The organism is Kribbella sp. NPDC058693 (assembly GCF_042715335.1).
In the GTDB taxonomy this organism is placed as follows: Bacteria; Actinomycetota; Actinomycetes; order Propionibacteriales; family Kribbellaceae; genus Kribbella; species Kribbella jiaozuonensis.
Genome location: NZ_JBHXSQ010000002.1, coordinates 521,823 through 542,278, shown reverse-complemented (window position 1 = coordinate 542,278; position 20,456 = coordinate 521,823). Strand labels below are relative to the sequence as shown.

The 20,456-nt window shown below is 68.7% G+C and carries 21 protein-coding genes; 9 read left to right on the top strand and 12 right to left on the bottom strand.

What is annotated here, in order from left to right; all coding sequences use genetic code 11:
- Positions 1 to 75 precede the first annotated feature (75 nt).
- The 6 genes from ACFWUU_RS12210 to ACFWUU_RS12185 all read left to right on the top strand — a co-directional run bounded on the left by ACFWUU_RS12210 (position 76) and on the right by ACFWUU_RS12185 (position 5,026).
- Positions 76 to 741: a phosphatase PAP2 family protein gene (locus ACFWUU_RS12210; RefSeq protein ID WP_380175077.1), complete on the top strand. Its 666-nt coding sequence runs from the start codon at positions 76 to 78 to the stop codon at positions 739 to 741.
- Positions 719 to 1,372 carry a response regulator transcription factor gene (locus ACFWUU_RS12205; protein ID WP_380175075.1) on the top strand — a complete coding sequence of 218 codons (654 nt, stop codon included), beginning with the start codon at positions 719 to 721 and terminating at the stop codon, positions 1,370 to 1,372. The genes ACFWUU_RS12210 and ACFWUU_RS12205 overlap by 23 nt, the downstream gene beginning before the upstream one ends.
- A complete protein-coding gene (locus tag ACFWUU_RS12200) occupies positions 1,363 to 2,619 on the top strand; it encodes an ATP-binding protein (RefSeq protein WP_380175073.1) in 1,257 nt (418 codons plus the stop codon). The genes ACFWUU_RS12205 and ACFWUU_RS12200 overlap by 10 nt, the downstream gene beginning before the upstream one ends.
- Before the next feature lie 48 nt (positions 2,620 to 2,667).
- Positions 2,668 to 3,918: a hypothetical protein gene (locus tag ACFWUU_RS12195; protein WP_380175071.1), complete on the top strand. Its 1,251-nt coding sequence runs from the start codon at positions 2,668 to 2,670 to the stop codon at positions 3,916 to 3,918.
- A gap of 92 nt (positions 3,919 to 4,010) precedes the next feature.
- Positions 4,011 to 4,811, top strand: a complete 801-nt coding sequence (locus tag ACFWUU_RS12190; protein ID WP_380175069.1) for a COG4280 domain-containing protein — start codon at positions 4,011 to 4,013, stop codon at positions 4,809 to 4,811.
- Positions 4,808 to 5,026: a hypothetical protein gene (locus ACFWUU_RS12185; RefSeq protein WP_137257103.1), complete on the top strand. Its 219-nt coding sequence runs from the start codon at positions 4,808 to 4,810 to the stop codon at positions 5,024 to 5,026. The genes ACFWUU_RS12190 and ACFWUU_RS12185 overlap by 4 nt, the downstream gene beginning before the upstream one ends.
- Before the next feature lie 51 nt (positions 5,027 to 5,077).
- Here the strand turns inward: ACFWUU_RS12185 and ACFWUU_RS12180 are convergent, their stop codons facing one another.
- The 6 genes from ACFWUU_RS12180 to ACFWUU_RS12155 are packed head-to-tail and all read right to left on the bottom strand — an operon-like array spanning position 5,078 to position 11,237.
- Positions 5,078 to 5,974 (bottom strand): decaprenyl-phosphate phosphoribosyltransferase, encoded by an 897-nt coding sequence (locus ACFWUU_RS12180; protein ID WP_380175067.1) that lies wholly within the window; start codon positions 5,972 to 5,974, stop codon positions 5,078 to 5,080.
- Positions 5,971 to 7,086, bottom strand: coding sequence for a hypothetical protein (locus ACFWUU_RS12175; RefSeq protein ID WP_380175065.1), 1,116 nt, complete (start codon positions 7,084 to 7,086; stop codon positions 5,971 to 5,973). Before ACFWUU_RS12175 ends, ACFWUU_RS12180 begins: the two co-directional genes overlap by 4 nt.
- Positions 7,083 to 7,790 carry an SDR family NAD(P)-dependent oxidoreductase gene (locus ACFWUU_RS12170; RefSeq protein ID WP_380175063.1) on the bottom strand — a complete coding sequence of 236 codons (708 nt, stop codon included), beginning with the start codon at positions 7,788 to 7,790 and terminating at the stop codon, positions 7,083 to 7,085. The genes ACFWUU_RS12175 and ACFWUU_RS12170 overlap by 4 nt, the downstream gene beginning before the upstream one ends.
- Positions 7,787 to 9,160 carry an FAD-dependent oxidoreductase gene (locus ACFWUU_RS12165; RefSeq protein WP_380175062.1) on the bottom strand — a complete coding sequence of 458 codons (1,374 nt, stop codon included), beginning with the start codon at positions 9,158 to 9,160 and terminating at the stop codon, positions 7,787 to 7,789. The genes ACFWUU_RS12170 and ACFWUU_RS12165 overlap by 4 nt, the downstream gene beginning before the upstream one ends.
- Positions 9,157 to 10,230, bottom strand: a complete 1,074-nt coding sequence (locus ACFWUU_RS12160; RefSeq protein ID WP_380175060.1) for a glycosyltransferase family 4 protein — start codon at positions 10,228 to 10,230, stop codon at positions 9,157 to 9,159. The genes ACFWUU_RS12165 and ACFWUU_RS12160 overlap by 4 nt, the downstream gene beginning before the upstream one ends.
- A complete protein-coding gene (locus ACFWUU_RS12155; protein ID WP_380175058.1) occupies positions 10,227 to 11,237 on the bottom strand; it encodes a YbhN family protein in 1,011 nt (336 codons plus the stop codon). The genes ACFWUU_RS12160 and ACFWUU_RS12155 overlap by 4 nt, the downstream gene beginning before the upstream one ends.
- Positions 11,238 to 11,318: 81 nt before the next feature.
- Between ACFWUU_RS12155 and ACFWUU_RS12150 the strand changes: the two genes are divergently transcribed.
- Genes ACFWUU_RS12150 through ACFWUU_RS12140 form a run of 3 tightly spaced genes read left to right on the top strand, consistent with a single transcriptional unit; the run spans position 11,319 to position 14,270 of the window.
- Positions 11,319 to 12,119: a PIG-L deacetylase family protein gene (locus tag ACFWUU_RS12150; RefSeq protein ID WP_380175056.1), complete on the top strand. Its 801-nt coding sequence runs from the start codon at positions 11,319 to 11,321 to the stop codon at positions 12,117 to 12,119.
- Between the two features lie 38 nt (positions 12,120 to 12,157).
- Complete coding sequence (locus tag ACFWUU_RS12145) at positions 12,158 to 13,546, top strand: ATP-binding protein (RefSeq protein WP_380175054.1); 1,389 nt, start codon at positions 12,158 to 12,160, stop codon at positions 13,544 to 13,546.
- Positions 13,547 to 13,592: 46 nt separating this feature from the next.
- Positions 13,593 to 14,270 (top strand): response regulator transcription factor, encoded by a 678-nt coding sequence (locus ACFWUU_RS12140; protein WP_137257112.1) that lies wholly within the window; start codon positions 13,593 to 13,595, stop codon positions 14,268 to 14,270.
- A gap of 31 nt (positions 14,271 to 14,301) precedes the next feature.
- Here the strand turns inward: ACFWUU_RS12140 and ACFWUU_RS12135 are convergent, their stop codons facing one another.
- From ACFWUU_RS12135 to ACFWUU_RS12110, 6 genes are all read right to left on the bottom strand, one after another.
- A complete protein-coding gene (locus tag ACFWUU_RS12135; RefSeq protein WP_380175052.1) occupies positions 14,302 to 14,904 on the bottom strand; it encodes a DedA family protein in 603 nt (200 codons plus the stop codon).
- 75 nt (positions 14,905 to 14,979) lie between these two features.
- Complete coding sequence (locus tag ACFWUU_RS12130; RefSeq protein WP_380175049.1) at positions 14,980 to 15,699, bottom strand: response regulator transcription factor; 720 nt, start codon at positions 15,697 to 15,699, stop codon at positions 14,980 to 14,982.
- 40 nt (positions 15,700 to 15,739) lie between these two features.
- Positions 15,740 to 18,397 carry an ABC transporter permease gene (locus ACFWUU_RS12125; protein ID WP_380175046.1) on the bottom strand — a complete coding sequence of 886 codons (2,658 nt, stop codon included), beginning with the start codon at positions 18,395 to 18,397 and terminating at the stop codon, positions 15,740 to 15,742.
- Positions 18,397 to 19,068, bottom strand: coding sequence for an ABC transporter ATP-binding protein (locus ACFWUU_RS12120; RefSeq protein WP_380175044.1), 672 nt, complete (start codon positions 19,066 to 19,068; stop codon positions 18,397 to 18,399). The genes ACFWUU_RS12125 and ACFWUU_RS12120 overlap by 1 nt, the downstream gene beginning before the upstream one ends.
- Entirely contained in the window at positions 19,065 to 19,757 is a 693-nt protein-coding gene (locus ACFWUU_RS12115; RefSeq protein ID WP_380175042.1) for an ABC transporter ATP-binding protein, read from the bottom strand. The genes ACFWUU_RS12120 and ACFWUU_RS12115 overlap by 4 nt, the downstream gene beginning before the upstream one ends.
- The gene (locus tag ACFWUU_RS12110; protein WP_380175040.1) at positions 19,721 to 20,374 is read right to left on the bottom strand and encodes a hypothetical protein; all 654 of its coding nucleotides are present in this window, start codon (positions 20,372 to 20,374) and stop codon (positions 19,721 to 19,723) included. The genes ACFWUU_RS12115 and ACFWUU_RS12110 overlap by 37 nt, the downstream gene beginning before the upstream one ends.
- Positions 20,375 to 20,456 lie beyond the last annotated feature (82 nt).

The following is a 20,456-nucleotide window of genomic DNA, read 5'->3' as shown; positions in this document are numbered from 1 at the left end:
GGCACCAAGCACGCCGACCGCTGACGTCAAAGTCGCTCAGCGGGTTCTCAGCGGGCGACCTCGACACTGGATCACATGCGGGACGAACACGGGCAGGTACTGACCACGCGGGCTGTGGTCGGGCTTCTCCTCGTGGTGCTCGGGGTAAGCGGGTTCGCGTGGCTCGCCGACGCGGCTGCGGAGGGCGACCACCTCGCGGCGTTCGATCCTCGGCTGACGACGGATTTCGTTGCCCACCGCACCGCCGACCTGACCCGTGTTGCCCAGGGCATCTCCTTCGTCGGCAATGTGCCGGTCTTGTTGTTGCTGACAGCAATTGCCGCCGGCATCCTGTGGCTCCGCACGAGACGATGGCAGCCGGTGCTCCTGCTCGTTGTCGGTATGGGCGGTGCCGGAGCGCTCACCTACGGACTCAAACTGCTCATCGGACGGCACCGGCCGGGCGCCGCCTTCGTGCTGGGGCCGATCGACACCGGGTTCTCGTTCCCTTCCGGTCACACGTTGAGCTCGACCGTGTTCTTCTTCCTGCTCGCAGGACTTGTGTGGTGCACGGAGGTACGTCGGGCAACCAAGCTCGCCGCCGTGGCCGTGGCGACCGTGCTGAGCCTCGCGATGGGGCTGAGTCGGGTTTACCTCGGATATCACTGGGCAACCGACGTCCTCGCCGGATGGCTGATCGCGCTCACCTGGCTCTGTCTCATCGCGACCGCACTGAATTATGGCCAGGGTCGCCGTCTGTGAGGACGACCGCGCGCTGCGCGGCGTCCTGAAGCGAGCCCTGGAAGGCGACGGTCACTCGATAGTTGCCGCCGCCAACGGCTCCGACCTGTTGGCCAGGCTCGATCCCGCGCCTCAGCTCGTCATCCTCGACCTAGGCCTCCCGGACGCCGACGGCCGCGACGTCTGCCTGGCATTACGTGCGCACGGCCTCGACGCCCCGGTCCTCATGCTCACCGCGCTGGGTGGGATGCACCACAAGGTCAGCGGCTTCGAGGCGGGCGCCGACGACTATCTCACCAAGCCGTTCGACATCCCCGAACTCCTGGTCCGGGTCCGCGCGCTCCTCCGCCGTACGACGGTCGCCGTCACCGTGGACGAGGTCGTACTCGACCCGACCAGCCATCAGGTACGCCGGGGCGCGGCCGGCGAGGCACTCACGCCGACCGAGTTTCGTCTGCTCGGCCGACTCATCTCGGTCCCCGGCGAGGTGGTACGCCGCCATGCCCTCGTCGCCGCCGGCTGGCCGCACGGGGCGTACGTCAGCGAGAACACACTGGACTCCTACCTGCGACGACTCCGCGTGAAACTCGATCGGCTCGGCATCGCCGGCCGGGTCGCGACCGTCCGCGGCGTCGGGTACCGATGGGACTGACCGGCTTCCGCGCCCGGATCGTCTCGCTCGCGGTGCTGACCGCGACGCTGGTGGTCGCCGTACTCGTCATCCTCAGCCACGTCCTGGCGACCCGCGCGTCCGAAGCGGACACCCGCATGCTGGCCCGAACCCGGGCCGAGGCCGTCGCCGGCACCGTCGAGGTCGTGGCCGGGAAGGTCCGCCTGGTCGAGGGCACCGGCGATGCCTTCGACACCCTCGCCTGGGTGTACGCCGACGGACGCCTCGTCGACGGCGTACTCCACCCTGCGATCGCCGACGAGGTCGAGCAGCTCAGCAAGCCCGACCGAAGCCGATTCCTGACGACCGGCCACTACCTCCTGTACGCCGAACCGCTGCCGGTGCAGGCGCATCAGGTCGCCGTCGTCGTGATGGTGGACCTCGCGCCGTACGAGAGGTCCGAACAGCGCAGCCTGACGATGTCGCTGATCCTCGGCGCGCTCGTCGTCGCGCTCGCCGGCATCATCGCGTACGTCGGCGTCAGCCGTGCCCTGCGTGTCGTCCAGCAGATGTCGGCGCTGGCCGACGAATGGGGCGACCACGACCCGGACCGCCGGTTCGGGCTCGGGCACGGCCGCGACGAGTTCGGCAAGCTGGCGCACACGTTCGACCGGCTCCTCGATCGCGTCGCAGACAGCATCGCCGACGAACGACGGCTCACCGACGAGATCGCCCACGAACTCCGTACGCCGATGTCCGTACTCCGCGGCGAGGCACAGCTCGCGGAGCTCGCCGGAACCGACGTCGACCCGCAGCTCGTACTCACCGAAACGGACCGGCTCAGCACGGCCGTCACCACGATCCTGGACGCCGCCCGCTCACGGCCCCACCGCGAGGCGAGCTGCCGACTGACGACAGCTCTGCGCAAGGTCTCCGAGGGCCGCGACGTCCAGATCCACGCTCCATCCTTTGTCGACCTCGCCGTCCCCGCCGACGTGGTGACGTCCGTCCTCGCGCCGCTGCTGGACAACGCCGCCCGCCACGCGAGAACCAGCGTCTGGCTGGTGGCCAAGACCGCTGGTGACAACGTCCTCGTTCACGTCCTCGACGACGGACCCGGTTTCCAGCCCGACGAGCTCGACAGCATCTTCGCCCCCGGTCGAAGCACTGCGGGCGGCCACGGGCTCGGATTGGCCGTCGTACGCCGGATCGCCGCCGCAACCGGTCTCGGCGTACGGGCGATCGCGGACGGCCGTGGACACGTCGAGGTCCGGTTCCCGCGGGCCTGATCGCAGCAGTCAGGTTGCGTGCAGGTCGCGCGCGCAAGGGTGGCCGGCATGACAACCACTACCGCGTCCCGTCCAGCTGCAGCTCGGGTGCTGCTGAACAAGGTGCCCGAGGTCACCATCTGGTTCTGGCTGATCAAAATCCTCTGCACCACGGTCGGCGAGAGTTTCGCCGACTGGATCAACATGCAACTCGGCGTCGGACTCGTCGCCACCGCGATCATCTTCACCGTCGTCTTCGCAGCAGTCCTGATCTGGCAGATCAGCACGTCCAGGTACCGGCCGGCGGCGTACTGGCTCACCGTCGTCGTGGTGAGCGTCACCGGCACCCTCTACACCGACATCCTCACCGACCAACTCGGCGTACCGCTGTGGATCAGTACGTCGGTCTTCACCGTTGCGCTCGCCGTCGTGTTCGGCATCTGGTGGGCCCGCGAGCGCACGCTCTCGATCCACAGCATCGTCACCCGTCCGCGGGAGGGCTTCTACTGGCTCGCCGTCCTCGTCACCTTCGCGCTCGGTACGGCGGCCGGCGACTGGACCCTCGAGCTGACCGGCTGGAGCCCGGGCGTGTCCGTCCTGCTCCCGCTGGCCCTGATCGCGATCATCGTCACCTGCTGGCGGATGGGCGCGAACCCGGTCCTGGCGTTCTGGCTGGCCTACATCCTGACCCGCCCGCTCGGCGCGAACCTGGGCGACTGGCTCGCCTCCCCGAAGACGCCTGACCAGGGTCTCGGCCTCGGCACCCTCGTCACCAGCCTGATCTTCCTGGCCGCGATCCTCGCGACCGTCGTCTACCTCACGATCACCCGCGCGGACGTCATCGAAGGCCACTGGGACCGCACACCGAAGTACCACCGGCCCCGCCGCGAATGGCCGCTCCTCGGCGTCATGGTCGCTGCGACCGTCGCCGCCGGCATCCTGCTGAACTGGGCATCCGCCCAACCGCACGCGAACGCTGCCGCTGAGGGTGAAGGTCCGAACCCGGCCGAGAAGAACGTTCACATGACCGCCGCGGAGGCAACAGCACACTTCCCGAAGACCGATGTCGCACAGTTCCGCACCCTGGTCACGAGCATGAACACGGACCTCACCAAGGGTGACCAGGCCGGCCTGAACACCGCCGTCGACGCCTACGAGAAGGCGTGGGACGACGACGAGAGCAAGCTCAAACCCCTCGACGGCAAGGCCTGGGACTACATCGACAGCCAGAACGACGCGCTGTTCACGTCGGTCCGCGAAACCAAGAATCCGGCCGCCGAGAAGCAGGCCGTCCAGGCGCTGCTGACGACCCTGGGCTGAGCCGCCTCAGCACCCCACCGATTGACACCCACGGTGCCGCGTAACTATCGTTACGTGCAGCATATGTTTCATCTACCTGAGGGAAGTGAGAGATGGACGCGGCAACGTGGGGTCTGATCATCGCGACGTTCGTCGCGTGTTTCGTGGAGATGGTGGAAGCCACCACGATCGTGATGGCGATGGGCTACACCCGGAGCTGGCGCTCGGCGCTGGTCGGCACCTTCGCGGCGCTCGGTGCGCTCGCGGTGGTCACGCTGGCCGCCGGCTACGCGCTGGCGAACTGGCTGCCGGAGTCGGCACTGCAACTCGCCATCGGCGGGCTGTTGCTGATCTTCGGCCTGCAATGGCTGCGCAAGGCGATCCTGCGATCGTCCGGGCGCAAAGCGGTGCACGACGAGGACGCGATCTACCGCGAGGAGGTCGAGGCGGCCAAGGCGGCCGGTGAGGCGAAGCAGGGTCTGGATCTGTTCGCGTTCATGGTCTCGTTCAAGGGCGTGTTCCTGGAGGGTATGGAGGTCGTGTTCATCGTGCTGACCTTCGGTCTGAACGCGAACAACATCCCGGCGGCCAGCCTCGGCGCTGCTGCCGCGGTGGTCATCGTGCTCGGTATCGCCGTCGCGCTGCGCCGGCCGCTGTCGATGATCAACGAGAACCTGCTCAAGTACGGCGTCGGCCTGCTGCTCGCGTCCTTCGGGACGTACTGGGCGATCGAAGGTATCGGCATCTTCCGCGACGGCCGCGAGAGCCTGAACTGGCCGGGTCACGACCTGATGATCCTGGTCCTGCTGGCTGCCTGGCTGCTGCTCAGCCGGATCTTCGTGACCGCGCTGCGCAAGCCGGCCGCACCCACCCCGGCCGTGGCCGGCGACATCGCCGTGGAGGTGAAGAAGTGAAGTTCCTCAAGTCTTTCGGCCAGTTCTGGTACGACTTCATCATCGGTGACGACTGGAAGATCGCGGTCGCGGTCGTCATCACCCTGGCCGTCATGGTGGCCGCCATGCTGAGCGGCGCCCTGAGCGACACCGCGCTGACGCTGATCGGCGGAGCGCTGGTCCTGGTGGCATTCAGCATCAGCCTCGCGATCGACGTCCGGCAGAAGAGCCGGTAACCCCTCCCCGGCACGATGGCCCCGCACTCCGGTGCGGGGCCATCGCGCGTGCTAGGCGAAGTACAGGCCGATGCCGACCATCGAGGCCCAGGTGAGACCGGCGACCAGGAGGACCGGGTCGCGGAAGAGTTCGTGCTCGGGCTGCTCGCCCCGGCCGGTGGAGACGAGCAGGGCGTAGCGGAGCAGGCCGGTGAAGAACGGGAGGAACGAGACGGCGAGGAGTTCGCGGTAGACGTCGTGGCCGAGGTACTGGAAGGCCCACATGCCGTACGACAGCGCCGTACCGAGCAGAGCCACCGTCATGACCTGGTCCAGCCACGAGGTGGGGTACGCCGCCAGCACCGGCCGGCTGACCGCGTTGCCTGCCGACGCGTGCTCGGCTTTGCGTTTGCCGGTGACCAGGAACATCGCGCCGAACAGCGAGACCAGTAAGAACCAGTGCGAGACGGGTAGCCCGGTAGCGGTCCCGCCGGCGGCGGCACGCAGGACGAAGCCGAGGGCGACGATGATGAGGTCGATCACGGCGACGTGTTTGAGGCCGAGGACGTACATGACCTGAGCGATGAGGTAGGCCATGGCGAGTGCGAAGGTCGCGATGCCGAGGCTGCTGGCGATCGCCAGACCGGACAGCGCAGCGACCACGCCGAACGCGGCGGCGAGCCTGGGGCTGAGGGTGCCGGATGCGATCGGGCGGAGGTGTTTGCGCGGATGGCGGCGGTCGTCCGGTGCGTCGCGGATGTCGTTGAAGGCGTAGATCGCGACCGCCAGGAGGATGAATCCGAGCGCGGCGACAGCGGCTCGGAGTACGACGAGGGGCGATTCGAGCGCTCCTGCCGCCGCCGGGGCCGCGAAGAGCATCACCGCCTTGTGCCACTGCTGCGGCCGGCTCAACCGCAGCAGCGCCCGCGCCGGCGCCTCCCGGACGGTGACAGTCGTCAGGCCGGTCATTTGGCGGTCACGTAGAAGAAGTCGCGCTGGTCGTCGACCAGGTAGCGGTTCGTCGGCGAGTTCATCGAGTTGAGCAGCCGTTCGCCGCTGACAGCGCCGTTCGGCCCGGGCCGCTCGATCTCGAAGCTCACCATCGCGGCGTGGATGTCGAGCTCCATGCCCTGCACGATGCCGGCTTGGTGCATCGCGTCGGCCAGGGTTGCCAGCGTCAGCTTGTTGCCTGCGACATAGATCAAGTTGCCGTGGGCATCCGTTCCGAGGCCGGACCGCCAGGTGTACTGGAACTGGCTGCGGACGGTCCCCCAGCGGCCGTTCGCGTTGGTGGTCAGCCCGTTGACGATCCGGCCGTCGACGATGACCTGGTCGAGGTTCTGCCGGACCGCGACGACGTCGTGCGACATCCGCACCGTGCGGTTCCAGCTGCCGATCAGCGCGGATCCATCACGGAGGATGACGACCGATGCGCGCCCGTCGACCAGTGGCACGGCTGCAGATGCCGTGGTCCACCAGCCGCCGTGCGAGTCGTTCATCTTGAAGCCCGCGTTGAAGGTCGCGACCAGCGCCGAGCGGTTCGCAGCGGGGACGGAGTACCCGTCGTGGGAGGCCATGCCGACCACCGGCTCGCGGGTTCCCGGCATCAGGTTGAGGTGGTAGGAGCCCCGTGGCAGCAACGCGGCCGCGGCCGATACCGGTAGATGACCGGGATCGGCTCGGAACCAGGTTGTCCACAGCAACGGTCTGCCGGTGCTCGACTGGCGTGCGACGGCCCACGTTCCTTCCAGCGGCAGCCGCTTCGTACGAGGCAGCAACTGAACGGTCGGCAACTCAGTGGCTGTCGGTCGTCCGATGGTCGGCCTCGGTGCAACACCACGGGGCGTGGTGTCGGCCGGTGCTCCGGTCGCGGGTGGTTGCTGACGCGAGTATCTCCACGTCTCGACGGCGTCGATCAGCTTTCCGCCGCCGTGGTCGCGGAACCATTCGACCGTTCGGACCGCGAAGGTCGCGTTGCCCGGGTACAGCAAGGCCCGGACGTACGACACCGCCGGCACGACCAGCACCAGGCAGCAGGCCAACGCGATCCACCGCTTACGTATCCGGCGCCGGCGCCTCATCGCCAAGCCTCCGGGAGAAGCCTGCGCGGGACCAGGTTGAGCACGCGCACCACCAGACCCATCACGCCCGGCACCCACACAATCGACTTCCGCGCCTCCACCGCAGCGGCCACGCGCCGGCCGACCCGGTCCGGGCTCGTCGCGAACGGAGGCTTCTTCAGGTCCGCTGTCATCCGCGTCTGCACGAATCCCGGACGTACGACGAGCACCCGTACGCCGGTGCCCGCCGCCTGCCGCGAAAGCAGAACCGCGGTCGAGTCGGCCAATTGCTTCCCCAGCGAGTACGCCGCGATCGACTGGCGCGGACGTACCGCGGCCGCCGACGACAACAGCACGATCTGTTCAGGCTTGCGTTGAACCAAGGCACGCAACAGCAGCGAGACTCCGAACCCGTTGACCACGACCCCGTCGGCGAACGATGTCGACGACATCGATCCGACCGCCACGATCGCGAGCTCCAGCGGATGCTCGGCGCAGGCGTGCTCGAGCATCTCGTCGATCTGCTCGACGTTCAGCCCCGCGTCGTACTGCGTGGTTGACACCGAGTACCCCGCATCGCGGAGCCGCTCGGCGTTCCACCACAGCTCACCGCTCGGCCGGCCGGCGAGGATCACCTGCCGGGGAGCCGGTCCGAGCAGCGGGAGCAGCACCGCCATACCGATCTCGGACGATCCGCCGACGAGCAGCGCAGTACCGGGACTCATGACAGCAGGTCCAATCGTTCGGCCAGTCCGGACGTCCAGCGTCTGGCTGGATCCAGCCGGCGCTGCGTGAGCCGCCACGTCGGCAGCCGCGGATACATCACCTGGATCAGCTCCGGATCGGTGACGGCGTCCTTCGCGAGATAGATCCGGCCGCCGGCGCCGGCGACCATCTTGTCGACCGGCCGCAAGGTGTCCGGTCGATGCAGCCACCGTCCGGGGAGGTCGACAGCGAGCGTCCATCCAGGGATCGGGAACGACAGTGGCCCGGCAGTCCCGAACCCGAAGTTCTTCAACGTGGTAAGGGCAGGGGTCATACCGCGGGTTCCCAGGAACGCAAGCACTCCCCGCACTGCACCGAGCTCGTCAGGTGGTACGGCGAACTGGTACTGAACCAGTCCCCCGCGCCCGAACGCGGCCGGCCACGCGTCCGCCCGGTCCAGCGGGCAGAGCGCCGTACGCAGCGGCACCAGATGCGAATTGCTGGATCGGCTCAGGTGCCAGCGGGCGGCCGACGCCGCGGCGATCGTTGCCCTCGACATCAGACCTGGCCCCGGCAAGGACTGCCGCGTACGCGTTGCGACCACCCGCGCCTCGGGGAACGGAGCAACCGAGCCTGGGAGATCAAGAGTCGAGGCGGTGTAGAACTCGTCGATGATTCCGCGCCCGAGCCCGCCGCCCTGCGCATGCACGTCCAGCCAGGCGATCGCGTGCCGATCCGGATCCAGCTCCTGGCGTGCCGCCAACGCCTGCATCGCTTCCAGGGTCTCGTCGAGCGAGTTGGTCCGCAGCCGGTTCCGGATCACCCAACCGGTGTCGACGCGCTGCAGCTGGATCGCCGCTCTCAGGACGACCCCGGTCAGCCCCATCCCACCGATCGTCGCCCAGAACCCGTCCGGATCCTGCCCGGCCGACAGCTGGACGATCGTGCCGTCCGACCGCAGCAACGCCAGCCACAGCACATGCTGGCCGAAGGATCCGGCGCCCGGATGGTTCTTCCCGTGTACGTCGCTCGCGATCGCACCGCCGACCGTGATGCGTTCCGTGCCGGGCACCACCGGGAGCTTCCAGCCCAACGGGAGGGTCTGGTCGATCAGGTCCCTCAGCACTGCGCCGGCCTCGACCACGATGACGCCGTTGCCCTGGTCGAAGGAGATGATCCGATCGAGCGAGGTCGTGTCGAGAACGATCCCGTCGCCCGGCAGCGCCGCGTCGCCGTAGCTCTTGCCGGCTCCACGCACCGTGATCCTCGGCTCCGCCAGCACCGCGTCGACCAGACCGCCATCGAGTGTCGGTCGCCGTACCCGGGAGGCGCGGTGAACCGTCCGGCCCCATCCGGACAGCGAATGAGTGCTGGGTTCGTCAAGGGTCATGATGTCGACGCTAGGTACTTCGCACTGAGAGCGTGCTGAGCCCGGTACGCGGCAAGATGCTGCGCGAGCACGTGCTCCCAGGTCATTGCCGGCTCCGTGCCCCGGTTGAAGTCCTGGATCCGAGACCTCAGCGCATGGTCGGTCAGCAGATCCGCCACAGTCGTCACCATTTCGGCGTCGCTGCTCACCAGGAATCCCTCCACACCCGGTCGGATGAACTCTCCGACACCACCGGAGGCCATCGCCACGACAGGCAGTCCGGCGCAGCGTGCCTCGAGGGCCGCAACGCCGAACGACTCCAGCTCCGCGGGCGCGAGATAGACGTCCGCAGACGCGTACAGCTGCTGGATCTCGAACCGGGTAAGGCGTCCCGCCAGGTCGACCCAAGGGCCGGCGCGCCGCGCCGCAGCAGCCACTGCACCTGCTTGGGGTCCGTCTCCGACAATGACCGCACGCAGCCGGATAGCGGACGGAACCGCCGCGCGGATGTCCTCGAGGATGCGGAGAAACGCCATCGGGCGCTTACGACGCGTCAGCCGCATCGTGCTCACGATCGTCAGCGGATGATCCTCGCGAGTCCCTGGACGCCACAACACCGGATCGATCCCGTTGTGCAGTACGCCGATCTGCCGGGCCGGCAGGAGCTTCCGGAGTACGGCCGCAACCGCTTCGCTCACAGCGGTCCATTGCGCGTCGCCGACGTACCGGGCTATGCGTTCGACCGGCCAGGGCGTCGATGGGCTCGGCAACGAATGCAGTGTGACGAGTGCGTTGTTGACGAGTCGTGCGGCTCGCCAGGCCAATGGTGACACCAACGATGAGTGGCAATGGACGACATCGAAGGTCGCCAGCGCAGATCGCAGCCGGTCGATCGCCGACGGGAACGGTGCGCCGGCCATCGCGGGCAGACGCACGACCGGAACGTCCCCCGCGGACGACGGACCGTCGGTGATCGTGAAGACCGTCACCTCGTGCCCTGCCCGCAGCAGCTGTACGGCGAGATCGTGGACCTGGAGCTCGATACCGCCGAGTCGTGGCAGGTAGCAATCACTGACGAGCGCGATCCTCACCCGGCCACCGCTCCCAGCCGCGGATCCGATGAGGTCCGCCGATGCAACCAGGACCAGACGGCAAGCAGTACGCCGCCGACCGGGATCTCCATCAGATAGGTGAATCCGCGGAACAGCAGCAGACCGGCCGCGGCGCCGGCCGGGTCGGTGCCGAGCGCGACCAGCGCAGCCGTCGTACCGACCTCGACGACACCCGCGCTGCCGGGCGTGATCGGCACCATGGTCAACAGGCGCTCCACCGCCAGAACGGTGAACAGCACCGGCAGGCCGACCTGGACCTGCAGGACCTGGAAGCACAGCCAGAGCAGTGCCAGTTGAAGGGCGAGGTAGGCGATCATCCCGGCCGTCATCGGCCGCCATCCGGTCCGCATCACGTTCAGGACCAGGCGTCGGAGCCCGGGGAGCTGCTCCCGCAGTCGCGTCGGCCGGAGCTTGCCGATGACCTTGTCGAGTGCGTTGCCGACGGCAACAGCCACCCGCTCGTCGGCGAGGATGCCGATACCTGCGGCCACTGCGACCGGAACGGGCAAGAGGAACAGACTCGCCGAGCCGAATGCCGAGGCACTGTGCAGGATCGGCACCAGTCCAAGGGCTAAGGCGATCACGCCGAGCTTGGAGACGACGTTGAGCAGGGTGGTGACCGCGAGGAAGCTGCCGAAGCGGCCCGAGCTGAACCCCCAGCGCCGAACCATGGCGAAGTTCAGCGCGGTGCCTGCGGCGCCGCCCAGTGGGAGAACGTTCGCCACCGCGCTGCCGGTGAGACTGAGTGTGAGGCCGCGGCGTTTCGTCAGGCCGGGCAGCGATGCCGCCAGGACGAAGGAATGTGCCCACAGGCCTGCGATCCACACGACCGTCAGCAGCACCAACGATGCGGGCGAGACCTGGACGAGGAGTGCCCCGACCTCGCTCCAGGTCGCACCGACAGCGCGCGGGAGGAACACCACGAGCGCTGCCGTCAACGAAACGCTCAGGATGGAGGTCACCAGCCTGGATCTACTCGTTCTCACCAGAGCAAGCCTGGATTCCCGGCACTGAGAGGGTGCTGAGAGCAATTAGCCCGCAAGCGATCCGCGTGCGATGCTCGGTCAATGGCCCGGCGCCTCACCCTCGTGGCTTTTCATGCGCACCCGGACGACGAGGCTCTGCTGATGGGTGGCACGTTGGCGCGGCTCGCCGCCGAAGGGCATCGCGTCGTGCTCGCGGTCGCCACCGACGGTGAGGCCGGCGCGGCGGCTTCGTCGTACCGGAGTGCCGGGCGGCTGGCGGCGTACCGACGGGACGAGCTGGATCGATCCGCGGCGGCGCTGGGGTGTGCGCGGGTGGTGCGGTTCGGGTTCAAGGACTCGGGCTGGCCAGCGGCCGCCCATGGTTTCAGCACACTGGCGGTCGAGGACGCGGCGGTGCCGCTGATCGAGCTGCTGCGGGAGGAACGGGCCGATGCGTTGACGATCTACGATCCGGCGGGTGGGTACGGACACCCGGATCACCGGCAGGTGCACACGGTCGGGACGTACGCCGCGGCCCGGGCCGGCACGCCGTTGGTGCTTGAGGCAACAATCGACCGGCGCCTGATCCGCCGGCTGATCCGGATCGTGACAGCCATCCCCGGCGTACTCCCGGCCGTCAGCGCGGCGGACTACGACCACGCCTACTCCCCCGGCACGGCGATCACGCACCGGGTCGACGTACGCGCGTATGCCGCCCAGAAACGGCACTCGTTCGAAGCACATGCCAGTCAGGCCAGCTCCGACGACGGCGCGCGTACGCTCTCGTTGCTGCTCAAACTCCCGCGGTGGCTGTTTCGTCTGATGCTCGGCCACGAGTGGTACGTCGAACACGGCCGCACGGCTGGCACCCCGCTCGACGACGTGTTCGCCAGCCTCCGGTAGCTGCTGCCTGGCACGATGGTCGGGAAGGAGGGTTCGACTTGTCCCCGATACGCAACGCCATCTCACGACTGCGCCGCGCCAGCGTGCGGAGCAGGTCGACGGCTGCCGCGGTGGTCGTCGTGGCGATCGCGATGGCGTTGGGCGCCGCCGTCCTCCTCCTTCTGCTGCAGCGGGCGCTGATCACGACGGTGTCCGATGCGGCGGACGGGCGGGCCGCGGACGTTTCCAGTCAGGTCGCAGAAGAGGGCGTCACCGCACTCAGTACGGACCTGGCCAAAACCACGCGGGCGACCCAGATCATCCAGGTCCTGGATTCCTCCGGGCGAATCGTCGCGGCATCGTCGGCGCGGGCGGAGACGACGGCGCTGACCCAGCTGCGGCCCGCCGCTGACACGATCCAGCGCGCCGAGGTCGGCGAGATGCCGCTGCTCGACGACGATCACGACTATCTGGTCGTTGCACGCGGCGTCGAGTACGGCGGCCAGACATACACCGTCGTCGTCGCGTCGTCGATCCAGACCCAGCGCGACACGGTGGCCACGGTGACGAAGTACCTCGCGGTCGGCTTCCCCGTGCTCCTGTTGGTGGTCGGTGCGGCGAGCTGGATGCTGACCGGACGGGCCCTCGGACCGGTCGAGCGGATCCGCAGGCGGGTGCAGGGCATCGAGTCGAGCGATCTGACCGAGCGGGTCCCGGTCCCGCCGACCGACGACGAGATCGCCCGGCTGGCCGCCACCATGAACGAGATGCTCGACCGTCTGCAGGCGGGCCAGGCCACTCAGCGGCGGTTCGTCGCGGATGCGAGTCACGAGCTCAGGTCCCCGCTGTCGACGGTCGCCGCGGGTCTGGACGTGATCGCGCCGTCCGCGCGCGGCCAGGCGTGGGAGGACCTGCATCGGTTGATGCGTGGCGAGGCCGAGCGGATGCGGCGACTGGTGGAGAACCTGCTACTCCTCGCCAAGGCCGACGATGCAGCCCTGCCGATGCAGCGGGCCGAGGTCGATCTGGACGACCTGGTCGACACCGAAGTACTGCGACTGCGCAGCAACGACCGACTCAAGGTGCTGGCCGACGTCCATCCGGTCCGCGTCCACGGCGACCCGCTCCGGCTCAGCCAGCTGATCCGCAACCTGGTCGAGAACGCCGCTCTCGCCGCGCACACGACTGTGCGGCTCAGCACCACCGAGCAGGACGGTCGGGCAGTGCTCACGATCGAGGACGACGGCGACGGCATCCCGGAGGCCGACCGCCGCCGCGTGTTCGAGCGCTTCGTCCGCCTCGATGCCAGCCGGGCCCGCTCCAGCGGCGGCTCCGGCCTCGGCCTGTCCATCGTCGAGGAGATCATCAAGGCACACGACGGCACGGTCACCCTGACCGCGGCGCCCGCCGGCGGCACCACCGCGACCGTCACGCTTCCGTTGCCGTGAGTGTCGTCTCAGGTTGCTCTCAGCCAGAGGATCGGACACTGGGAACATGCGGGTACTGATTGTCGAGGACGAGATCCCCCTGGCCGAGACCGTGCGTCACGGTCTGACCGAGGACGGCTTCGTCGTCGAGGTGGTCCACAACGGCGAGGACGCGGTCTGGGCCGCGACCGAGCACGCGTACGACGTGATCGTGCTCGACATCATGTTGCCCAAGCTCAACGGCTACAAAGTCCTCGAGCAGATCCGCGAACGCGGTGTCTGGACCCCTGTCCTGATGCTGACCGCGAAGGACGGCGAGTACGACCAGACCGACGCGTTCGACCTCGGTGCCGACGACTACCTCACCAAGCCCTTCAGCTTCTTGATCCTCGTCGCCCGCCTCCGCGCGCTGATCCGCCGCGGCGCCCCCGAACGCCCGGTCGTCCTGACCGCCGGCGACCTCACCCTCGACCCTGTCCGCCGCCGGGTCGAACGCATGGGCCAGGAAGTCACCCTCACCCGCCGCGAGTACGGCCTCCTCGCCTACCTGATGCGCCACCGCGGCGAGACCGTCAGCAAGACCGAGATCCTCGAGAACGTCTGGGATCCGGCCTTCGACGGTGACCCCAACGTCGTCGAGGTCTACATCCGGTATCTACGCCTCAAGCTCGACGCCCCGTTCGACCGCCACGCCATCGAGACCGTCCGCGGCCTCGGCTACCGCATCGACTCCGACGGCGGCTGAACCCGGTCCTGAAGTACACGTGATCAGGCCGTCAGGCGGCGCGACGGCGGTGCTTGAGTAGTTCGATTCCGATCGGGATCAGTGAGATCACGACGATCAGCGCGATGATCGGGAGCAGGTACTTGTCGATGTTCGGGATCCTGCTGCCGAGGGCTTGACCGGCCAGCACGAGACCGATCGTCCAGACGACGGCGCCGACGATCTGCCAGCGGGTGAAGACCTTCGCGTCGACCCGCAGCGCGCCGGCCAGCGGGTTCATCACGGTCCGCACGGCGGGGATGAACCGGGCAAGGACCACCGCGCGGCCCACGCCGTACTTCTCGAGCTGATGCCGAGCCCGGGCAGCGGCCTGGGACAGCCGCGGCCGGTCCGGGCGATCCACGAGCGACGGCCCGGCCCGCCGCCCGATCAGGTACCCGACCTGCGCTCCGGCCAAGGCGCCGATCGGCGCCAGGACGAGTGTCCACGTCAGCGACAGGTGTACGGCGGTGGTCGTGAGCAGGCCGGCGGTGAACAGCAGCGAGTCTCCGGGCAGCACGATGCCGATCAGCAGACCGGTCTCGGCGAACGTCACCAGCAACACGGCGAGTGGACCGAGATGGGTCAGGAGGCTGTTCGGGTCCAACGGATTCATCGGTACGGCTCCGGATCCAAAGTAGGGATGTCGTTCGACCCTAGGAATCAGCTGCTGAGAGGCAGCTGAGCAGACTCAGTCGACGACCGGCGGATCCAGGCGGTACCCATGGCCGCGGAGTGTCACGACGCTCGGAACACGCTCCGGTGGTGTGCCGGTGCGGGTCGCGGCCGCCTCGAGTTGGCGGCGGAGTGAGGCGATCGTCACGTCGAGCGTCTTCGTCGATCCGAACCAGTTCTCGTCCCAGACGGTGGCCATCAGGTCTTCGCGCGACACCGCCGTACCCGCGTTGAGGGCAAGGGTTTCCAGCAGCTCGTACTCCTTCGGCCGGAGTACGAGCTCGCCCGTTCCGAGCCTGCACCGTCGCGCTGCGGTGTCGACGGTGAGGTCGGCGATCACCACTGGACCGTCGTGCTGAGGAGCCGGCCGGCTGCGCAGGTGCGCCCGCAGCCGAGCCAGCAGCACGGTGAGGCTGAACGGTTTGACGAGGTAGTCGTCGGCCCCGGCGTCGAGGCCGGACACGATGTCGATCTCCTCGCCCCTCGCCGTCAGCATCACCAGCAACAGGCTCGGCAGGTCCGACCGAAGGCGCCGGGCGAGATCGACGCCGTCGGCGTCGGGCAGGCCGAGGTCCAGGAGGACAACCTCGGCCTGCTCCCGGCGCGCGAGTGCCAGGCCGGCCCGCCCGGTGCGCGACCAGAACGTCTGATAGCCGTTGCTGGTGAGCGCGCGGTCGAGCAGCCGGCCGATGGCCTCGTCGTCCTCGACCACAACCACGGTTCGCCCGGCCTTCACGCCTGCGACGGTAGGCGCGCCCAACTGAGAGCCGGCTGAGTCACAACTGCCGCAACTCCTCGACAGCCGGTCGGGTCGAACCTTGTGCGCTGGCAAGGGCTCCGACTGCGATGGCGGCGACGGCAACGATCAAGGTTGCTGCCAGGTAGGACCAAGGCACCGCCGCCGTGGACGGCGGTGGATCGAACACGCCGGTCAGCACCTTGATCAGCATCGCTCCCAGCGCCCACGCCACGACCGCACCGCCGATCACCCCGCCAAGTGTGACCGCCAGCGCCTCGCTCAGCACCAGCCCGCGCAGTTGCCCACGCCGGGCCCCGAGTACCGCGGCGATCGCAAAGGTACGGCGACGTTCGGCGAGGCCGAGCGCCAGCACCAGACCGCCGGCGCCGGCTGCGATCAGTACGGCGAAGGCGAGCTCGAACCGGGTCAGGCCGGCCAGGTCGACCGAGGTCAGGCTTGATCCGACCTGCGACCTGCTCTGGGTCAGATCAGTGACCTTCGCGGAATCCCCCAGCTGCTTCCGGACCGCAGCTGCGACGGCCGGCTGGTTCCTGCCGCCGGTGTCCAGCAGGAATGCACCGATCGCATCGCTGCCGGTCGCCTTGGTGACGTAGTCCGCGTTCGCGACGAAGAAGCTGTCGCGTGGTGCCGTCGGAAACTCCTTCACGATGCCCGCGTAGTGGAACGGGACCGTCCGGAAGGTCTTCGTCCGGCTGTCCTGGAGCCGCAGGCGAATCAGATCACCGGGCGCGAGCTGGAAGTCCTTCACGGTTTCGTCGCTGACGAGGATCGAGTCAGGCTGACTCGCCAGCTTCGCCATCAGGCCGTGCGCCGTACCGCCGACGAAGTACGCGTCCTGCAACGCGGTGGCGTCGGCGATCGTGCCGGGCCGCACGCCGTAGAAGTCCTGCAGGTCGGAGCCGACGTACGCCAGACGGTGTTGCAACGGCTCGACCCGCCGAACGCCCGGTACGGCGGCCAGCGCACCGCCCGCAGCCGGGCCGACGATCACGCCGGGCGACTCCGTCACGGTCACATCCGCACCGTTGGACAACAACGCATCCACCTCGGCCTGCTGCCGGTACGTCGCGTTGAACGTCGCCGTGGACGCCGCGAACGAGATCGCCAGCGCAAGCAGTACGACGGAACGCACCAGCGGCGTACGCTGCCGCGACATGCTCGCCGCCGTGGTCCGCGCCAACCGGCCGGTCATTGGCCGGACCAACACCGTGAGTACGCCGCGTCCGTGTGCCAACGCCAGCGCGGTGAGCCGCCAGAGCAACAATGCCCCGCCGATCCACAGCAGCGCCGGGCCGAAGAACGCCCAGTACGACACCGAGATCGTCGGCACGCCCTCGGGCGCCAGCACCAACGAGTAGTTGTTGCTACTCGACGCACGGAACACCAGCAGCGAAACAGCCAGGCAGATCACATCGAGCCCGAGCCGCATCCACAACGGGCTCCGCACCCGCTCCACCTGCCGCCGTGCCGCGACAACGCTGCTGCTCCGCAGATCCCGCACCGCCGGCAGCAGCACCGTCAGCCCAGCGATCACGAGTCCGACGACGAACGCGATCCCGAACCAGATCAGCGTCCCCCGGGTCCCGCCGCCGAACGAAGCGTTCCCGAACGCGGCCCGCCCGACGATGCCCGCGGCAACCACTCCAAGCACACCGCCCAAGACACCGACCAGCGCCGCCTCCAGCGCGGTCAGTCCGACCACCCGCCGGATCCCGAATCCCCGCACGCGCAACAGCGCCTGCTCGCGCCGACGCCGTACGGCGCCCGATCCCGCGACCGCGGCCGTCAGCAACGCAGCAAGCACCGCCCCCGGCAGCCCCAGGCACAGGAACAGGATCTGCGCGTACGCCGCATCGCTCCGGGCCGCGTCGAGCGCGGCCGCAAGGTTGTTCCCGACCACGGCCGACCCGGCCGACGCCGCCTCCAGATTGTGGGCCGCACCAACAACCGCCGCGTACGCCGAGGCCGGGTCGGGCGGCAGGATCGCGTTGCGTTTCGCGTGGATCTGCGTGGTGAGGGCCTGCGGATCGACGTTGGCGATCGGTCCCATCAGTTGGCTGAACCGATCGGCGGGAAGCAGCAGCACGTTGTCCGGCGGAGCGGACGGCTGCGACTGCGGTGGCGCGCCGACCTTCTGGAACAGCGAATCGGCTTGCGGCAGGTCGATCACCCCGTCGACCTTGACCTGCACGGGCGGCAGACCGGGCCGACCGACCGAGATGGTGTCCCCCGGCGAGGCGTGCAGGTTCGCAGCGGTCTGTTGAGCGAGCAGTACACCCTCCGACTGCCCGGTCAGCTGCCGGACCTCGCCCGGGAACGACGAGCGATAGTTCGTTGGAATCCCCAGTACGACGCCCGGCCCGGTGGTCTGCGTCGATCCCGCGATCGTCGCCGTGAACCCCGTCGTACGACCGAACTCGACAGGTACCGCGGTCGCGATCCCCGGCGTCTGCTGGGCGGCAGTCAGCGCGGCGCCCGGATCGCCTCCCGGCTGCACCCCGATCTGCCAGTCGACGGCGACCGTTGCCACGGCACGGCTGGTCATACTCGCCTTCGACGCGGTGAGAAACGCGCCGATCGCGGCGATCAGCGCCACGGACAGTCCGACCCCCGCAGCCGTGGCCAGCAGCCGCCAGGCCCGCCATCGGATCAAGCCACGCAACCACAGTGCCATCAGGCGACACCTTCCCGAGTCGGTACGACGAGACGTCCGTCGTTCATCTGCCAGTGCTCGCCGAGCCGCCGGGCAACCGCCGCATCGTGCGTCGTCACGACCAGGGCCGCGCCGGTCTCTTCCGCCGCAGCGATCAGCACGTCGAGAACGTGCCCACCGGTCTCGGCATCGAGCTGACCGGTCGGCTCGTCGGCGAGCAGCAGCCGCGGCCGCAGAGCCAATGCCCGAGCGATCGCCACTCGTTGCGACTGCCCGCCGGACAGCGTGTCCGCAAGCTGATCAGCCAACGCAGCGACGCCGACGGACTCCATCGCGACGACCGCGCGCTCGCCGGCCTCGGCCTCGTCGGTCCCGGTCAGTACGGCGGCGAGCGCGACGTTCTCCGCCACGGTCAGCGCCGGGAGCAGACTTGGGCCCTGGAACACGACGGCGATGTCACGCGAGCGCTCGACCGGACTGTCACCGAGATCCGGCCAGGTAACAGCTCCCCCGGTCGGCAGCTCGAGCCCCGCCATCAGGTGCAGCAGCGTCGACTTGCCCGACCCTGACGACCCGGTGACCGCCACCCGCGCCCCGTCCTCGACCTCGCAGGTGCACCCGTGGACCGCCACGACCGCCTGGTCGCCTCGTCCGAATGTCCGCGACGCATTCGCGCATCGAACCAGCGTCATGCGGCGATCCTCCCGTCGGACAACGCGATCACGCGATCGGCGATCTCGGTCACCGCGGCGCTGTGTGTGACGAGCAGTACGCCGCGTCCGTCGTACGCCCGAGCGCGGATCAGGTCCAGCACGAGCTGCTCGGTCTGACCGTCGAGCTCGCCGGTCGGCTCGTCCGCCAGCAGGATGTCCGGATTGTTGCTCAGGGCCACCGCAAGACCGGCGCGGGCGAGCTCGCCGCCGGACAGCTCCCGCGGCAGGGCCGATGCCCGAGCGCGTAGACCGACCTGATCGAGCAACTGATCGGGTGTCAGCAGCTCTGCACCCTTCTGAACCAGTCGGATGTTGGCGCTCACGGACAGGTGGGTGATCAGGTTCCCGGACTGCAGGACCACGCCGAGTCGCCGGCTCCGGATCCTCGCCCGCTCCGCCTCGGGTCGATGGCTGATGCGTTCCCCGGACAGCGTCACGGCACCACCGTCGGGCTCGTCCAGACCCGCCAAACAGGCCAGCAGCGTCGACTTGCCCGAGCCGGACGGACCGACCACGGCCACGACCTCGCCGCGGGCGACGCTCAGGCTGACCCCGCGCAGCGCCAGCGTCTCTTCGTCACCGGATCGATAGAAGCGGTACAGGTCGCGGCACCACAGCACGTCGTCGGCCATCAGAGCCACCGGACGGAGTCGGAGACGATCTTCCACGGGTCGACGTTGTCCGCGTTCACCGGACCGACCAGCGTCAGCGCCAGCTGCTTGCCGCCTTGGGAGAACAGATAGCGCTCGAAGGCGTCCCGGATCACCTTGCCGGTGACCGGATCCTGGGCCGAGTCGCCCTGATAGGTGATCAGCACGACCTTGCCCGCCGGCCGGGTGATCTCGCTGATCTTGCCCAGGGCGAACCGCGGGACGGTACTGCGGAGCGTCGGGACCACCGTGGTCGTCGCGGATTGCGCCGTCGGTGCGGCGGCCGCGGTCGACGGCATCACCTCGATCCGGTTCAGCTTGTCGGTGAACGAGGTCGTCGTACCGGACACGCTGCGCGCCCAGCCCTCCGGAACCTTCACGGTGAAGGTCGATCCCCGGAAGGTGAAGAACGCCTGGTTGTCGGGGATGTCGCCCGGCGGGTTCGACTCCGTCTCGACCGGCTTGGGCGGCTGGGTCGTCGCCGGCTTCGACGAGGGCGCAGAGGTCGCGGTGGCGGACGGCGCGTCAGAGGTCTCTGTCGGACTCGCAGCCGAGCCGGACGAGCCGCCTCCGCTACAGGCCGAGAGCAGGGCCACGGTGGTCAGGGCGATGGTGAGTACGGGCCAGTTCTTCATTGAGTCGACGCTAGGAACGGCCGGGTAAGCGGCCGGCCCGGCGGAGGTTAGAGGACGGCAAAACCTTCGCGCAGCACACCTG

What these genes read in the sequence shown, in the direction of transcription:
- ACFWUU_RS12210 (WP_380175077.1), top strand. Translation starts at nt 76, where the DNA reads ATGCGGGACGAACACGGGCAGGTACTGACCACGCGGGCTGTGGTCGGG.
- ACFWUU_RS12205 (WP_380175075.1), top strand. Translation starts at nt 719, where the DNA reads ATGGCCAGGGTCGCCGTCTGTGAGGACGACCGCGCGCTGCGCGGCGTC.
- ACFWUU_RS12200 (WP_380175073.1), top strand. Translation starts at nt 1,363, where the DNA reads ATGGGACTGACCGGCTTCCGCGCCCGGATCGTCTCGCTCGCGGTGCTG.
- ACFWUU_RS12195 (WP_380175071.1), top strand. Translation starts at nt 2,668, where the DNA reads ATGACAACCACTACCGCGTCCCGTCCAGCTGCAGCTCGGGTGCTGCTG.
- ACFWUU_RS12190 (WP_380175069.1), top strand. Translation starts at nt 4,011, where the DNA reads ATGGACGCGGCAACGTGGGGTCTGATCATCGCGACGTTCGTCGCGTGT.
- ACFWUU_RS12180 (WP_380175067.1), bottom strand. Translation starts at nt 5,974, where the DNA reads ATGACCGGCCTGACGACTGTCACCGTCCGGGAGGCGCCGGCGCGGGCG.
- ACFWUU_RS12175 (WP_380175065.1), bottom strand. Translation starts at nt 7,086, where the DNA reads ATGAGGCGCCGGCGCCGGATACGTAAGCGGTGGATCGCGTTGGCCTGC.
- ACFWUU_RS12170 (WP_380175063.1), bottom strand. Translation starts at nt 7,790, where the DNA reads ATGAGTCCCGGTACTGCGCTGCTCGTCGGCGGATCGTCCGAGATCGGT.
- ACFWUU_RS12165 (WP_380175062.1), bottom strand. Translation starts at nt 9,160, where the DNA reads ATGACCCTTGACGAACCCAGCACTCATTCGCTGTCCGGATGGGGCCGG.
- ACFWUU_RS12150 (WP_380175056.1), top strand. Translation starts at nt 11,319, where the DNA reads ATGGCCCGGCGCCTCACCCTCGTGGCTTTTCATGCGCACCCGGACGAC.
- ACFWUU_RS12140 (WP_137257112.1), top strand. Translation starts at nt 13,593, where the DNA reads ATGCGGGTACTGATTGTCGAGGACGAGATCCCCCTGGCCGAGACCGTG.
- ACFWUU_RS12135 (WP_380175052.1), bottom strand. Translation starts at nt 14,904, where the DNA reads ATGAATCCGTTGGACCCGAACAGCCTCCTGACCCATCTCGGTCCACTC.
- ACFWUU_RS12125 (WP_380175046.1), bottom strand. Translation starts at nt 18,397, where the DNA reads ATGGCACTGTGGTTGCGTGGCTTGATCCGATGGCGGGCCTGGCGGCTG.
- ACFWUU_RS12120 (WP_380175044.1), bottom strand. Translation starts at nt 19,068, where the DNA reads ATGACGCTGGTTCGATGCGCGAATGCGTCGCGGACATTCGGACGAGGC.
- ACFWUU_RS12110 (WP_380175040.1), bottom strand. Translation starts at nt 20,374, where the DNA reads ATGAAGAACTGGCCCGTACTCACCATCGCCCTGACCACCGTGGCCCTG.